The following is a 14,181-nucleotide window of genomic DNA, read 5'->3' as shown; positions in this document are numbered from 1 at the left end:
TTGTTTCCCGATGCGAGCGATGCCGCCCGAAATCCCCCCTAGCCCCCCTTTGCGAAAGGGGGGAAGTTGTTGATGGACGCTTTCCTAGGATCTCTTGTCATCCAACCAGGCACTTAAAATGCCTCGAACAAGGCTTGACTGGAAGGAAGCGCGGCAGGCCCGCCGAGATTCCAGAATCGCCAACGCCCTCGCGCCGCAGCCGCGCCCCCTCGGTCCACATTGACCGAGAGGGCGCAAGCCTAGGCGATTGGCGGACAATCTCATAGCAGATGGCGCCGGATCGAGGCTTGCCTTCAAGGCGCACCGCCGGACTCTGCGACCATGGGCGCGACACGCAAGGCGGGCCTCGAGACGAGTCAGCAGGGATGAGCTTTGACTCAAATCGCCTCAACTCAGCCAGAGCCTCCGAGCTGTACCAAGATTTCTGAGTTGCGGGGCAGGACGTCGACCTCGGCGCCCGAACTGATGAGTTGCTCGGTCTCCATGACCTCCATCACCGCATCCAAGACCTCAGGATCCCGCTCGGCGATGCTGTTGAGGGCCTCGCCGACGATGGCCGGCCGTGCCGCAGCGGCCTCCGCCATCTTCTGCGAGACCTTGTAGGCCGTTTCACTCTTGATCAGACCAACGCGGTTCTCGCCATCCTGCTTCATGGCGCTGGTGACCTGAACCAGGCGTTTGACCACCTTCTCGGTGATGTTATCCACCATCTGCCGATCGGTGAAGGCGACCTTACGGATGTAGACGGAGCCGAGCTTATAGCCCCACTGCTCCGAGAGCGGCGAGACAGCGGCCCGCACACGCCGACTGAGCTGGTGGCGATCCTCCAGCATCTTGTCCATTTCCAGGTTGCTGAGGGTGGAGATGGTGGAACTGGCGACGTTTGCCTGGAGCGACCCCTCGGGGTTGGCGTTGCTGAAGAGATAGGACACCGGATCACTGACCTGCATCTCGTACCAGATGCCCACGCCCATGGGTGTGCCTTCCTCCGAGTTGACCATCTGATCGCGCTGATAGTGCTGCCGCAAGGTCGTCGGCACCCGGTAGAGCTTGCCGAAAAAGGGCACCAGCAGCGCCTTGACGCCGAAGTAGCCGATCGGGAAGCGGATACCCGGCTCCTCGAGCGTCCCGATCACCTTGCCGAAGAGCGTGAAGACCTGGGCCTCGCGCTCCCGCACGATGGCGTAGAGTCCCAGCGCGCGCGCAATGCCGAGCAGCAGAGGGACATAGAGCAGCCCGATGATGAAGCCAATGATGGGGCCGATGGCCATGTCGATTCCGAATGTCATGTCGCTATCCTCCCCGCGTCACTGGCTGGAGCCGGCGGACTGAACGATGCGCTTGGCCTGCCCAAGCAGCGGCACGCGCAGGTTACGGATGTAGGTCCGCAGCGCATTCGGGCCGCCCGAGGACTTGATCTTGGTGAGGGTATCCGCCAGCTCCTTGAGCGGAGCGACCTCGGCTTGAGCGTTGTTGCGTGCGATATCGACCGCGCGCTTGCTCATGGTGATCTGCTGCTCGGCGTCCGCGCGCGCGGTGCTGATGTCCGCGGCGACCTGGTTGCGCGTGGTATTGATCGCGGAGAGTGCGCGGTCAACCTCGGACGGGGGATCGATCTGGGTGATCAGCGCCGCGTCCAGCTCGATCCCATAGCGTGCCCCGGTCGAGCCGCACTGCTGCTCCATATAGTCGTTCAGCAGCGGAAGATTCTTGCGCAGATCATTGATCGAGACGCCTTCGGACAGCTCGACGGGCGCACCCGTCTCGGGCAGCTCGGCATCGCCGATCAGGCTCTCACCCCTTGGGTCGACGAAGTTTGCGATGCGCTCACGCAGCACCGAGATGAAATAGCCCATCACATGCTCGAGCGGACTGTCGACGCCGAAAAAGTAGGCGTAGAGGTTGCTCTCCGAGACGCGAAAACGGATCTGACCACCGACCCCTGTGGTCAGATTGTCCTTGGTCACGGCCTCCACCGTGCTCTGGGTCTTGGTCGGGTCCCAAGTCAAATCAACGGATTGAGTGACAACGCGGACCTTGTGAACCTCTTGCCAGGGCCATTTGAAGTAAGGGCCACCCGGGCCGATGGTGCGCAACTGCGGGAAGCGGTAGCGCTGACGCTCCTCCTCGTTGAGCGAGTCGTCTTCCACCATCAGCTTACCGAGACGCTGAGCGCGTCCGAACGAGGTGATGATGGCGCGTTCATCCGGCTTCACGGTATAGAAGGCGCGAACGAATAGCTTGTAAACAAGGTAAGCGATCAGACCGAGCATGAATGCGGTCAGCGTCGTCATGCAGATCTCCTAAAGGGCTCAGGGGACACTAAGCATAGGCCATGCGCAGCACGGCATTCTTCAGACCGAGTCACAGCATGATGACGGCTCCCCGCCCCAGGAGCACGCGAGTTGCGGCACATGGCCTTAGTCATCAGTTGGGCCGGTGGACGAGCGAGCGCGAAGTCCACCGAATCCCGCGTCGGCGTTGGTGGACTGCGCTGCGCTTGTCCACCCTCGGAAGACGACTGACCGCAAAGATGATCGACGCCCGGCACATCAAGGGCAAAGGTAACCGCCGCCCCCAGTCGCCGCACAAGCCCCAAGCTGGCAACCCTTGCCCGGCTCAATCGCTCTTGAAGCCCGCCTCGCGATGACTCCCATCGCAAAACGGCTTGTTCTTGGAGACGCCGCAGCGACAGAGCGCAGTGCCCGTTCCCTGCCAGGCCGCGCGGCCCGAGCCGGTCTTGATCGTCAGATTCCCCTGCAGCTTCAAAGGTCCGTCGGGGATGACGCGCACGCTGAGCGGACCGCCCTCCCCGGCCAGGCCTGGGCCTGAATCGCCCAGCGCGCCCGCATCCTGGAACTGCGCCTGCGCGTGGCTGTTATCGCAGAAGGGTTTGTTCTTCGAGGCGCCGCAGCGGCACAGCGCGGCGCGGTGGCGCACACCAGGCATGTCTTCCGGGACGCCCTCGATCTCGAGTTCCCCGGTGAGGTAGTAGGGGCCATTGTAGACCACCAGGATCTCGTTCGCGGCCGGCGCCGCCTCCGGATGACCGGCCTTGTCGACGTAGCTCAGGGCGCCGCTCGGACAGCGCTCGACGATCTCGCGAACCTCGGCCTTGTCGGCATGATCGGGCGCGCACCAGGGCTCGCGCCCGGCTACAAAGAGTTCACCGGCAGACTTGGCGCATTCACCCACACCGATGCAGAGGCGCGAGTCGAAACTGACCTCGATCTCCTCACCCTTGAAGTGCGTAACAGGCTTGTCGCTCATCTTTGAAGAATCCTCTAGTCGGAAGGGTCGGGCAGACAAAAGGCGTGAAGCCATTGCCAGGGGTTTGGCATGCCCCCGTCAGAGCGCACGCACGGCTCAGCTAGCATGGGGCTTCAGTCAGGGCAGACAAGGGTTGAAAACCCTGAATATCCGACCAAGAGACTCAGGAGGACTGGATCACTGGAGGGAGCAGCCCTTCCGGCGGAGAACGGAATCTCGTCAGGCCGCCTCGGTGCGGCACAAATCAACGGTATCCTGGCTGCAGCATTCGGATCCGAACCTACCCCGTCCACCGGAGGATTCACCATGGGAACCCATGTCATCCACGACCACCAGTCACACGGATCGGACGTCCCAAGCATTCGGAAGGTCGACATCACCGAGCCGCTCGATTGGATTCGCGGCGGCGCTCGGACGCTTGCCAGACATCCTGCACATAGTCTGCTTTACGGCTCGATCTTCGCCCTCGCCTGCTGGCTCACCGCCTTGCTCACCTGGTCACTGCCTTGGTTCACCGTCGCATTCCTGACCGGACTCATGCTCATGGGTCCCTTTCTCGCAGCGGGCCTCTACGTGGCCGCACGTCAGAGTGAAGTAGAGGCATCTGTCAGCATCGGCCAAAGTGTCGCACTCATCTGGGAGCGCCGCACCAACCTCAGTCTCTTCGTCCTCTTCCTCGGCCTGATTGCCGCAGCTTGGGTTCGGCTCTCCGCCCTGCTGTTCGCAATCAAGTTCAGCGCCTTCACGCCCAGCATCCAGAGCTACCAGTCGGTCCTGGGCGGCACCGGGTTCGACCCCGTCGTCAGCGGCTTCTTCGTCGGCATCGGCTTCATCCTCGCAGCGACGGTTTTCGTCACCAGCGCGGTGGCCATTCCGCTCATTCTGGACCGGGACGCCGGCCCCATCACGGCGATCCAAGCCAGCGTCCGCACCTTCAATCAGAACTGGCCCGCCATGCTCTTATGGGCTGCCATCATCGTCGCCTTGAGCGGTATCGGCATCCTGACTTTCTTCCTCGGCATGGTCGTGATCTTCCCGCTCCTCGGCTACGCCACCTGGGAAAGCTACAAGCGGATGCTGGCGTAATCCCTGATCTCAGGGTGTCCCGAGCCTTGTGCTTGGGCGCCTCGATCATCGAGGCGACCAGGGAGTGGACGAGCAAGGGCGCAGTCCACCGAGAAACGGCTGCTAAGAAAGCGTCCATCAATTGTTTCCCGATACGAGCGATCCCGCCCGAAATCCCCCTAGAACCCTTTGCGAAAGGGGGAAAGTTGTTGATGGTCACTTTCTAAGGCATGAAAATTTACAGGCTGTTTACAAGGCGGGCGCTCGACAGCCGGCTGGATGGGCTATGGTTGAGCCACCTGAGCACGACGCCACCAGCCCAAGCGACGAAGCCATCCTTCGACGGCCATCGTCCTGGCGGCCGTCGTCAGTCAACGCCTGCTTGAGGACAGTCACCCCATGCTTCGACCATCTCTTGTCTCGGGACGCTTACGCGGCAGCGCGCTCTTGGCGATACTCGCCCCAGCCGGCTTGCTGCTCTCTTGGATATCGGCCAACGGAGCCACTATGACGGACGAGCAGCGCATCGACGATTCCGCCCAGCAGTCCCTCGCTGTGACCATCTACAACGAGGATCTCGCGCTGGTAAAGGATCAACGTCTGGTCAAGCTCGAGGCCGGCGACAACCGGCTTGCTTGGCGCAACGTCTCCGTCCAGATCCGCCCGGAGACGGCCCTACTCAACACCCCAGGTGACGCACTGGATCTGACGCTGATCGAGCAGAACTTCGACTTTGACCTACTGACCCCCAGGAGTCTCTTGAAAAAGTATCTGGGACGCCGCGTCGAGGTGATTCGATCCAATGACGCCGGCGAGCAGACGCGAGAAGCCGCGACGGTGCTGGCAGTCAATGAGGGTGTCGTCCTGCGCTACGACGACCGGATCGAGACCGAGGTGGTCGGCCATCTCTCTTTCCCGGACGTCCCGGACGACCTCCGCGATCAGCCGACGCTGGTCCTGCATCTGCGCGCGGGCGCGGGCGGAGAAGGCCTGCTCCAGCTCTCCTATCTCACGGGCGGCCTCTCTTGGCGGGCCGACTATGTGGCGGATCTTGCATCGGACGAGCGCTCCATGGACCTCAACGGCTGGATCACCCTGACCAACAACAGCGGCATCAGCTACAGCAATGCTCAAGTCCAGCTGGTCGCGGGCGAGGTCAATCGCGTCCGCCAGCAGCTGCCCATGCCGCGCATGGAGCGCAGCATGGTGATGGCGGCCGCCGCGCCCATGCCCGAGGAAGAAGCGCTCTCCGAGTATCACCTCTACTCGCTGCCACACCTGACGGACGTGCTCAACCAGCAGACCAAGCAGGTGGCTCTCTTGTCCGCCCCTGGAGTCGAGGTCACCAAAGCGCTGATCGCGCAAGGCCAGGCGCATACCTATCGTTCGAGCATGGGGGACGGATGGTTGCCGATTGCCGTCGCATCCTATCTCAAGTTTGAGAACAAGGACGGCGCCCTCGGCATTGCGCTGCCCAAGGGCACGGTCCGCGTCTACACCAAGGACAGCCGGGGAAATGCCCAATTCATCGGCGAAGATGAGATCGACCATACACCGAAGAACGAGACGGTGTCGCTCAAGCTCGGCGAGAGCTTCGACGTCACCGCCAAGCGCAAGCAAACAGGCTTCAAGAAGCTCTCCGGCTCAGGCGCCTACGATTATCTCTACGAGGCAAGCTTCGAAATGGAGATCAAGAACGCCAAGGACGAGCCTGTCAGCGTGAGCGTGCGGGAGAGCATCCCGGGTGACTGGGAGATGGTGAAAGAAAGTCAGCCCCACACCAAAGAGGCCGCTCATCTGGCCTCTTGGAGGATTCAGGTGCCTGCGGATGGAGCGACCAAGCTCAGCTGGACGACGCGCGTTCGGCATTGAGCCGCCGCATCGCCGCGAATGCCCGCTAAGCGCGTTCGACTGGAAACGCCAGAACGGCATCGATGTGATCGGCTCCGGTTGCGATCATCAACAAACGGTCGATGCCAAGGGCGACGCCGGCGCAATCCGGCAGGCCTGACGCGAGGGCGGCCAGGAATCTTTCGTCCAATGGCGGCTGCGCCGCTCCGAGTTCGCCTCTGCGCTCCAAATCGGCCTGGAAGCGCTGGCGCTGTTCAAGGGGGTCGCCGAGTTCATGAAAGCCGTTCGCGAGTTCCACGCCCTGGACGTACAGCTCGAAGCGCTCGGCAACCGGCCGCTCGCCGCCGCGGATGCGCGCGAGCGCCGCCTGCGTCGGCGGATAGTCGTAGATGAAGGTCATCCCGGCTTGGCCGAGTCGTGACTCCAACCGCTGGGTCAGCAGCAAGTCCAGCCAGCCGTCCTGATCCAGCTCCAGAGTCGCCGCATCCGGGATACCGGCGCGCAGGGCAACCTCGGCCAGCTCGGTCGTACCGACTTGCCAGGGGTCAACGCCGAGTCCGTCCAGAAAGAGGTCGCGGTAGCTCACCCGCTCGACCGACATCCCTGGCTGATCCAGGGCAGCCCTCACCACCTCCGCGACCTCGTCCATGAGCCGCAGGTGATCCCAGCCGACGCGATACCACTCCAAGAGGCTGAACTCGGGGTGGTGGAAGCGCCCGCGCTCGTCGTCACGGAAGACCTTGCAGATCTGATAGATGGATCCATAGCCGGCGGCGAGCAGGCGCTTCATGGGAAGCTCGGGAGAGGTCTGCATGTAGAGTGGACAGCCGCCACGGAACCCGAGCTGTGAGACCTGCGTCGAGAGGCTGGAGAGCACGGGATCGCTGACAGCCGCCTGCGAGAGGATCGGGGTATCGACCTCCAGCACGCCCGCCGTGTCGAAAAAGCGGCGCAGACGCCCAAGCATTGCGGCGCGCGCCTTCAGGATCTCCGGCTGGGCGCTCGGAAACCAATCCTGGCCCGAAGATGGGAACTGCCTCGACAATGGGAGCTGGCTCGGATCGAAATCGGGCATTGAACTTAGTGCCTGCGGTTGGGCAGCGAATCAGGCATCTTTCGCGCGCGAGACGTATTCGCCCGAGCGCGTATCCACCTTGATCACCTCGCCAGTCTGGACAAAGAGGGGGACCCGCACCACGGCACCTGTCTCGAGGATTGCCGGCTTACCGCCGCCACCGGAGGTATCACCCTTGAGTCCCGGGTCGGTTTCCGTGATCTCAAGGGTGACGAAGTTGGGAGGCTCGACCGTCAAGGGCACGCCGTTCCAGAGCGTGACCTTGCACATGTCCTGCTCCTTGATCCACTTGGCGGCCTCCGAAACCGCGCTTGCGTCCGCGATCATCTGCTCGAAGCTCTCCGGATCCATGAAATGCCATTCCTCGCCGTCGTTGTAGAGGTACTGCATGTCGGTATCATGGACATCCGCCGCCTCGACGCTGTCACCGGACTTGAAGGTCTTTTCCACCACCCGGCCCGTCTTCAGGTTGCGCACGCGCACACGGTTGAAGGCCTGCCCCTTGCCAGGCTTGACGAACTCGTTCTCGACGATGGTGTATGGATCACCATCCAGCATGATCTTGAGTCCGCCCTTGAATTCATTGGTGCTGTAAGAAGCCATGTCATCCTCATTTAAGGTCAAGCTAAACCCTACAATGGTACCGCGAAGCAGCCCAGCTTGTCAGAGCCTTGACTGGAAGCAAGCGCTTGGGCAAGCACACCGCGACACGGACCGACTGCTGCGCGCATTGGGGCTCCGCCGCCAAGACATCCCGGATCTCGACCCAGATGCTGCGGAGTTCGGAATCTTGGTACCTCAGAACTTCGCGGAACTCATGCGCCCTGGGGATCCGAATGACCCGCTCTTGCGCCAAGTGCTGCCGTTAGGGGCCGAGCACATGCCTGCCCCGGGCTTCACGCTGGACCCCGTGGGCGACGCTGCCGCCGAGAAGGCCCCGGGGCTTCTGCAGAAATACGCCGGGCGGGCCTTGCTGATGGTGACGGGGGCCTGCGCGGTCCACTGCCGTTATTGCTTTCGCCGGCACTTCCCATATCGGGACCTCGGACCGACTCAGCCGCGTTTGGACTCCGCGCTGGCGAGCCTGGCCGCAGATAGGTCCATCCAAGAGGTCATTCTGAGCGGCGGAGATCCCTTGATGCTGGACGACAACCAGATCGCCGCCTTGATCAATCGGCTGGCCCAGGTGCCACATCTGCGCCGCCTGCGCATCCATACGCGCCTGCCCATCGTGCTACCGGCACGCGTCACGGAGCACTTGGCGCACGTCCTGGCTGAAAGTCGGCTCGCAACCGTCGTCGTCATCCACGCCAACCATCCGAGAGAGCTGGGGTTCGCGGCCGAGCAGGCACTGAGCAGGCTTGCGGCGCAAGGCGCGCGCTTGCTGAATCAAAGCGTACTGCTGCGCCGGGTCAATGATGATGTGGTCACGCTCCAAGCCCTGAGCGAGCGTCTACTCGACTGCCGCGTGCTCCCTTACTACATACACCAGCTGGACCCCGTACAGGGCGCTGCGCATTTCCAGGTCAGCGATAAATGCGCGACAATGTTGATCAACCAGCTCCGGGCACGCACCTCGGGCTACTTGGTTCCCAAGCTAGTCCGCGAGATCTCGGGACAGCAGTCGAAAACACAGATTGCTTGAGACCTGTTCCGCGAAACGAGCGATTCGCACTTCCGTCGAGCCAAGAACGACCGATAATCACGGACCTGGGACTGTCCCAAGGACATCGAGCAGAGTATGCCCACGCAAAGCCGCAAACCCACGCTACTCATCATCATCTCCGAGACCACCGAGGCCGAACGCCTCGCGGGCGCCTTGCGTGAAGAGGGCCTGATCGGTCAGAGCGTATCCATCCCGAACGCCGAGCGCCTCGAGAGCGTGATCAAGGACCGTAACTGCGACCTCGTCTTGTGCTGCAGCTATGATCGGGATGTCGACCTCGATAGCGTTCTGACCAGCTACAAGCAGATCACGACGGATACCCCGCTGATCCTGATGGTCGATCCCGACAACTGGAGCGCCGTAGCAAACAAGGCCGGACGGTTCGGCGTGCGGGATCTGGTCCGCCGCTACGACAACGAGCACCTCGGACTCGTGGTCTCACGTGAGTTCGAGGACCTGCTCAAGCGCCGCGAGGCAAATGGACTCTCCGCGCGACTCCAAAACTGCGAGGCCAGCACCCTCAGCTTGCTCGAAGTCACCAGCGCCGGCGTCGCTTTCGTGCAAGACGGCATGCATGTCGATGCGAATCCAGCCTACGTCCGGTTGTTCGGCTACACAGACCCCGACGATATTCTGACGGTCACATTGCTCGATCTCATCGCCGCGGATGACCAGAAAAAGATCCGCGACCTGCTCAAACGGGCCGAGCAGTCGCAGCTGGTCGACTCCCTGACACTGGATGTGAAATGCGTCCTCGCCGACGCCAGGGAGATCCAGGCACGCGTGCTAGCGGCTCCGGCCGAGTTCGACGGCGAGCCCTGCCTGCGAGTCATCATCCAGCCCGTGCAATCTCTGGAAACCCGGAACACTGGGCAAGGTGAGACTGAAAGTGCGAACTTCGGCGTTCAGCGCTTCCTCGAAGCGATCGAGCGCCAAGTCAATGAAGATCGGTCCGTTGAGACGCCCTTTGCCATCTTCTACGTCCGGATCGCCAAGAGCGGCGACCTGAAGCGAAACATGGGCCTCACCCTGGCGCTAGAGCAATTCGATGAGTTCCAAGGCCGACTGTCCGCGATCGTCGGCGATCGCGGCTCGGTAACCCGACTGAACGATGACAGCTTCGGCATCATCGCGCATGGCATGGTCGACCTGGATGCCAAGGGCCTCTCAGAGCACCTGAAGAACGACGCCCGCCTTTCGTCAGGCTCGGCGAGCCGAGACGGCACCGACGCGGACTTGGAGATCGGCTACTTCGTGATCAGCGAGCGCGCGGCAGCGGCGGAAGACATCCTCAACGCAGCCTACCGACTGTGCATTGGCCATCGCTATGCGGACCATGACCACAAGCTAGGCCAGGATGCGCCCACGTCCTTGGCGGCAAAGGTCAAGCAGGAAGACGCGGCGGATGACGAGACGATCGCCAGAAAAATCGAATATGCCTTGCGCAACGATCAGCTCAGGCTCGTCTATCAGCCAATCATCAGCTTGATGGGCGACAACCAGGAAAACTATAGCGTCCTACTCCGCTTGCTCGACGAGGATGAGAACCTTCTGGAGGCGAGAGACTTCATCGGTGCAGCCATCCGCAAAGGATTGATTGAGGAGATCGACAAATGGACGATTCGCGCGGCGATTCAAGTCATTGGGGAGCAGCGCAGCGCCGGACACAATCTCAGCCTCTTCATCAATCTCTCGGAAGACACCTTCCGCAATCCAAGCATCGTTCTCTGGATCTGTGATTGCTTGAGAGAGTTCGACGTCCGCGGCAATTGGCTCACCTTCCAATTCCAGGAAGAACTGGTCGTCGGCAATCTGGCCAGCATCGGCAAGCTGGTCGAGACGCTGAAAAAGATCAAGTGCCGCGTGGCCATCAATCGCTTCGGCGTGGCGGAGCGGCCGGAGACGCTCTTGCAAGGCATGTCGCTCGATTTCGTCTTGCTCAAGCCATCCTTCGCGCAGAACCTCGCCGACGATGCCGAGAAGCAGCAAAGGCTGCTGCAGTTGGCAACCTTGGCACGCGAATTCAACGTCAAGAGCATCGTCACTGGGGTCGAGGATGCACGCGCCCTCACCGTCCTCTGGACCGCCGGTGTCGACTATGTGCAGGGCAACTTCCTACAACGCCCGTCCCCCACGCTCGAAGTTCAAGCTTAGGTGATTGTCAGAAAACGACCGGCCTGCCGTTCCGTCCCCCCAGGATGAGCAAAGCCCGCGCGATCAGCTTCGCGCGGGGCGTTCAGGATCAACGGCTGTGCTCATCCTTCCAGGTCCGCGCCCTGCGGTGTGGGCACGTCCGTCCGGCGTCGCGTCTGCCCTCGAGGCCAGAGCACGGACTTTGCCCATCCGATCCGCTTCTCTTCGGGCCGAGTCATTTCCGGAATTCGCCTTTCATTCGAATCGGACCATACCCAAACCATTCAAGTTTTCGCGCCTGTATAGACATTCCATTATCGAGAGATCGTGGAATAACGCTATAAACCGAAGCGTCATGAATTGACGCGGAAGGACAAACAGGGAGCGAATAGATTCAAGCAGATAGTACACATCCAACACCATGGAATCTGCAGACTAAGAAAGTTTCCATCAACAACTTCCCCCTTTTACAAAGGGGGGCTCGGGGGGGATTTCGGGCAGCATCGCTCGCAGCGGGAAACAATTGATAGACACTTTCTAAGCGCCGGGGTAGCTCTTGAAAAGCTCTACCCTTGCTTGAGCACTAAAGAGTCGTAACCTCAGTTGTATGTTTTGCTAGACTGAACGCCCTATCGAGCACATCGGTGCCGTACTGCCACAGTCTCGCTGGATGCAGGATCCTTCGTCTAGGAATTTTGAAGATGTACGAATCTTTCTTTGGTCTCAACGAAAAGCCCTTCTCGCTGCTGCCTGACCCGAGCTTCCTCTACTTCAGCAAGATCCACCGCGAAGCGCTGACGCTCGTCGAGTATGGCTTGTACAGCCAATCCGGCTTTACCGTTCTGACCGGAGAGATCGGCTCTGGCAAGACGACGCTCATGCGATACCTGCTCGACAAGCTCGACGATGACCTCACCGTCGGACTCATCTCGCACACACACCAGTCCATCGGTCAGATCATGGACTGGGTCTGTGTCGCCTTCGAGCTGGATGCGCCCGCTGGCGACAAGATTCGACAGCACGAAGCCCTGGTGGGTTTCCTGCTGCAGCAGTACAAAGAGGGCAAGAAAACCCTTCTCATCATTGACGAGGCACAGAATCTGGGTCTCGATAAGCTCGAAGAGATTCGTCTTCTGTCGAACATCAATGCCGACAAGGACCTGGTGCTTCAGCTCCTGCTGCTCGGCCAGCCCCAGCTCCGCGATCAGCTCCGCAGTCCTGATCTCGAGCAATTCGTGCAACGCGTCTCCGCTTCGTACCATCTCGGCAGGCTCAACGCGGAGGAGACTTTCTACTATATTCGCCACCGACTGAAGATCGCGGGCGGCCACAGAGCAATCTTCACCCCTGATGCTTGCCACGCCGTCTTCCACTACAGCAACGGCATCCCCCGCATTATCAACTTGATCTGCGAGACCGCACTCGTCTTCAGCTATGGCGCTGGGCACAGCCAAATCACGGGAGAGGCAATCGATCAATTCATCAAGAGCGATGCCTCGAATCTCCTGATCTCCTTGAACCAGAGTGAACGTCTAGAGCCAGATTCCGATATCGCAGCCAAGCTTGAGGCCGCAGCCAAGCAACTGGATGAAAAAGCGGATATCCCCGCGCCCGAGACGCGCATTGAGACACCCCCAACGCCCTCTAGGGACAGCGGCATCGAGAGCGCCGGCTCGGCCTCTGCCCTGGATCCACCTTCGGCATCGGCCACGCTCGTCGCTGAAGCCAATGAGCCGCAGCAAGAGGCTAGGCCCACAGCGGGGGAACCGAACTCGCCGGAGATCGAGAAAGAGGCGGATTCAGATGAACAACTGCCGCCAGCCGCGCTGATCAAGCCATCACGCGTTCCTTCAAGAAGATTGAGGGAACTCATCGCAGTCGCGGCGGGTGTAGCGCTCGGCTTAGGCCTGTCTAGCTGGTATCTCCATGAGCGAGGATCCGATCAGACGACCATCGTCGAGCCAACAAGCTCGACCGAGCAGCCTTCGCCCTCAAGCACCGAAGACGCGAGCGAGCCACCTCGCCAAACACAGACGAGGAAAACTGATTCGGCGCCCCTTGAGACCGCAGATAGCGCTCAAACTCAAGAAGAAGAAGATATCCGCTCCATCGCAGTCGCTCCACTCCAGCCATCCGACCCGAGACAAGTCCCGGATGACTCGCTCGGCATAGAAACGCCTGACTCCAGTCCCAGCGCAGCCATTCGCCTTGAACCTAGCGCTCAAAGTCAAGAAGAGATCCCCTCAGCAGCGCAGACCAGGATTGCGCCGATCGCCGCTGCCGATCAAGACACGGCACCTTCTGCGCCAGATCCCGAACAGCCGCCCCTAGCCGCCACCCCCACGACAACAAGCATCGATGCTGCTGCCGTCGACCCGCAAGAACCGAAAATTACCGACGAGGGTCAAGCCACTCAGGAAATTCGCGCGAGCGCACTCAATACCTTGGAAACCGCGCTTGCCAGCCTACCGTGCCGAATCAACCGAGAGGAATCAGGGGCCCTGACGCTCGACTTCTCCGAATCGATTCGTTTCCGCGATGGAAGCACAGCGCTCGACAGCACTGCGATGGATGCCCTCAGGCAATTGTCTGAAATCCTGAAAGGCTATGATGGGATAAGGCTGCGTGTCCTTTCACACACAGACAGCAGGGGCAGCCGTAGCGCCAACAAGGCGCTCTCCGAAAGACGCGCGCAAAGAGTGGCTGATTTCATCAAGGAACAGGGCCTTGCCGAAGCCAGCATCTCCTACGAAGGCAAAGGCGAGGAAGATCTCAAGATAGACCCAGCCGAGGAAGTGGCGCAGGGCCCATGGATCAACCGCCGCATCGAGATCGAGCTGACGGAGTCGCCTTGATCATGCCAAGCAACGCAAGCAGTGCATGCATATGCATCCATAAGACCGGAAATCCGGCACTTGGAACCTCGAAGGCGGACATGACGGGAAGAAAAACTTGTTCCGCCCGCCCCCTTTGCCGGCAGGTGGGTCTCGGCGTCGGGACAAGGCCGTGACGGCCTTTGCGCTTCAAATGATCTCTTTGATTGATATACTCTAAATAGTCATAATTTGCGATTTATTGAATCGCTGAAATTTCAATGACAATAGAGATTCCATCTCATCTT

Annotated in this window: 10 protein-coding genes; 5 read left to right on the top strand and 5 right to left on the bottom strand. The window is 60.8% G+C overall.

Going from position 1 to position 14,181, the window contains the following annotated elements:
• Positions 1–392 precede the first annotated feature (392 nt).
• The 3 genes from G3480_RS21625 to G3480_RS21615 all read right to left on the bottom strand — a co-directional run bounded on the left by G3480_RS21625 (position 393) and on the right by G3480_RS21615 (position 3,270).
• On the bottom strand, positions 393–1,289 hold the full coding sequence (locus G3480_RS21625) for an SPFH domain-containing protein (protein ID WP_206171835.1): 897 nt from the start codon (positions 1,287–1,289) through the stop codon (positions 393–395).
• Between the two features lie 18 nt (positions 1,290–1,307).
• Positions 1,308–2,294 (bottom strand): SPFH domain-containing protein, encoded by a 987-nt coding sequence (locus G3480_RS21620; protein WP_164655963.1) that lies wholly within the window; start codon positions 2,292–2,294, stop codon positions 1,308–1,310.
• Positions 2,295–2,619: 325 nt separating this feature from the next.
• Positions 2,620–3,270, bottom strand: coding sequence for a CDGSH iron-sulfur domain-containing protein (locus tag G3480_RS21615; RefSeq protein ID WP_164655962.1), 651 nt, complete (start codon positions 3,268–3,270; stop codon positions 2,620–2,622).
• 306 nt (positions 3,271–3,576) lie between these two features.
• On the opposite strand from G3480_RS21615, the gene G3480_RS21610 reads away from it, so the two are divergent.
• Both G3480_RS21610 and G3480_RS21605 read left to right on the top strand, forming a co-directional pair.
• Positions 3,577–4,356: a DUF2189 domain-containing protein gene (locus tag G3480_RS21610; protein ID WP_164655960.1), complete on the top strand. Its 780-nt coding sequence runs from the start codon at positions 3,577–3,579 to the stop codon at positions 4,354–4,356.
• 378 nt (positions 4,357–4,734) lie between these two features.
• On the top strand, positions 4,735–6,207 hold the full coding sequence (locus tag G3480_RS21605; RefSeq protein WP_164655959.1) for a DUF4139 domain-containing protein: 1,473 nt from the start codon (positions 4,735–4,737) through the stop codon (positions 6,205–6,207).
• Positions 6,208–6,232: 25 nt separating this feature from the next.
• Here G3480_RS21605 and epmA read toward each other — a convergent pair whose 3' ends face one another.
• Together epmA and efp are read right to left on the bottom strand one after the other, a co-directional pair.
• The gene (gene epmA, locus G3480_RS21600) at positions 6,233–7,261 is read right to left on the bottom strand and encodes an EF-P lysine aminoacylase EpmA (protein WP_164655958.1); all 1,029 of its coding nucleotides are present in this window, start codon (positions 7,259–7,261) and stop codon (positions 6,233–6,235) included.
• A gap of 30 nt (positions 7,262–7,291) precedes the next feature.
• A complete protein-coding gene (gene efp / locus G3480_RS21595) occupies positions 7,292–7,864 on the bottom strand; it encodes an elongation factor P (protein WP_164655957.1) in 573 nt (190 codons plus the stop codon).
• A gap of 34 nt (positions 7,865–7,898) precedes the next feature.
• On the opposite strand from efp, the gene epmB reads away from it, so the two are divergent.
• The 3 genes from epmB (at position 7,899) to G3480_RS21580 (ending at position 13,915) form a co-directional block, all read left to right on the top strand.
• The gene (gene epmB, locus G3480_RS21590) at positions 7,899–8,906 is read left to right on the top strand and encodes an EF-P beta-lysylation protein EpmB (protein ID WP_164655956.1); all 1,008 of its coding nucleotides are present in this window, start codon (positions 7,899–7,901) and stop codon (positions 8,904–8,906) included.
• 96 nt (positions 8,907–9,002) lie between these two features.
• A complete protein-coding gene (locus G3480_RS21585) occupies positions 9,003–11,081 on the top strand; it encodes an EAL domain-containing protein (RefSeq protein ID WP_164655955.1) in 2,079 nt (692 codons plus the stop codon).
• A 680-nt stretch (positions 11,082–11,761) separates the two neighbouring features.
• Positions 11,762–13,915 carry an AAA family ATPase gene (locus tag G3480_RS21580; RefSeq protein ID WP_164655954.1) on the top strand — a complete coding sequence of 718 codons (2,154 nt, stop codon included), beginning with the start codon at positions 11,762–11,764 and terminating at the stop codon, positions 13,913–13,915.
• Positions 13,916–14,181: the final 266 nt, after the last annotated feature.

The sequence above is a fragment of the Thiorhodococcus mannitoliphagus genome (genome assembly GCF_010915725.1).
Taxonomy (GTDB): Bacteria; Pseudomonadota; Gammaproteobacteria; order Chromatiales; family Chromatiaceae; genus Thiorhodococcus; species Thiorhodococcus mannitoliphagus.
Note: the sequence above shows the minus strand (reverse complement) of the source record. Positions and strands in the feature narration are given on the sequence as shown.

What these genes read in the sequence shown, in the direction of transcription:
- G3480_RS21625 (WP_206171835.1), bottom strand. Translation starts at nt 1,289, where the DNA reads ATGACATTCGGAATCGACATGGCCATCGGCCCCATCATTGGCTTCATC.
- G3480_RS21620 (WP_164655963.1), bottom strand. Translation starts at nt 2,294, where the DNA reads ATGACGACGCTGACCGCATTCATGCTCGGTCTGATCGCTTACCTTGTT.
- G3480_RS21615 (WP_164655962.1), bottom strand. Translation starts at nt 3,270, where the DNA reads ATGAGCGACAAGCCTGTTACGCACTTCAAGGGTGAGGAGATCGAGGTC.
- G3480_RS21610 (WP_164655960.1), top strand. Translation starts at nt 3,577, where the DNA reads ATGGGAACCCATGTCATCCACGACCACCAGTCACACGGATCGGACGTC.
- G3480_RS21605 (WP_164655959.1), top strand. Translation starts at nt 4,735, where the DNA reads ATGCTTCGACCATCTCTTGTCTCGGGACGCTTACGCGGCAGCGCGCTC.
- epmA (WP_164655958.1), bottom strand. Translation starts at nt 7,261, where the DNA reads ATGCCCGATTTCGATCCGAGCCAGCTCCCATTGTCGAGGCAGTTCCCA.
- efp (WP_164655957.1), bottom strand. Translation starts at nt 7,864, where the DNA reads ATGGCTTCTTACAGCACCAATGAATTCAAGGGCGGACTCAAGATCATG.
- epmB (WP_164655956.1), top strand. Translation starts at nt 7,899, where the DNA reads ATGGTACCGCGAAGCAGCCCAGCTTGTCAGAGCCTTGACTGGAAGCAA.
- G3480_RS21585 (WP_164655955.1), top strand. Translation starts at nt 9,003, where the DNA reads ATGCCCACGCAAAGCCGCAAACCCACGCTACTCATCATCATCTCCGAG.
- G3480_RS21580 (WP_164655954.1), top strand. Translation starts at nt 11,762, where the DNA reads ATGTACGAATCTTTCTTTGGTCTCAACGAAAAGCCCTTCTCGCTGCTG.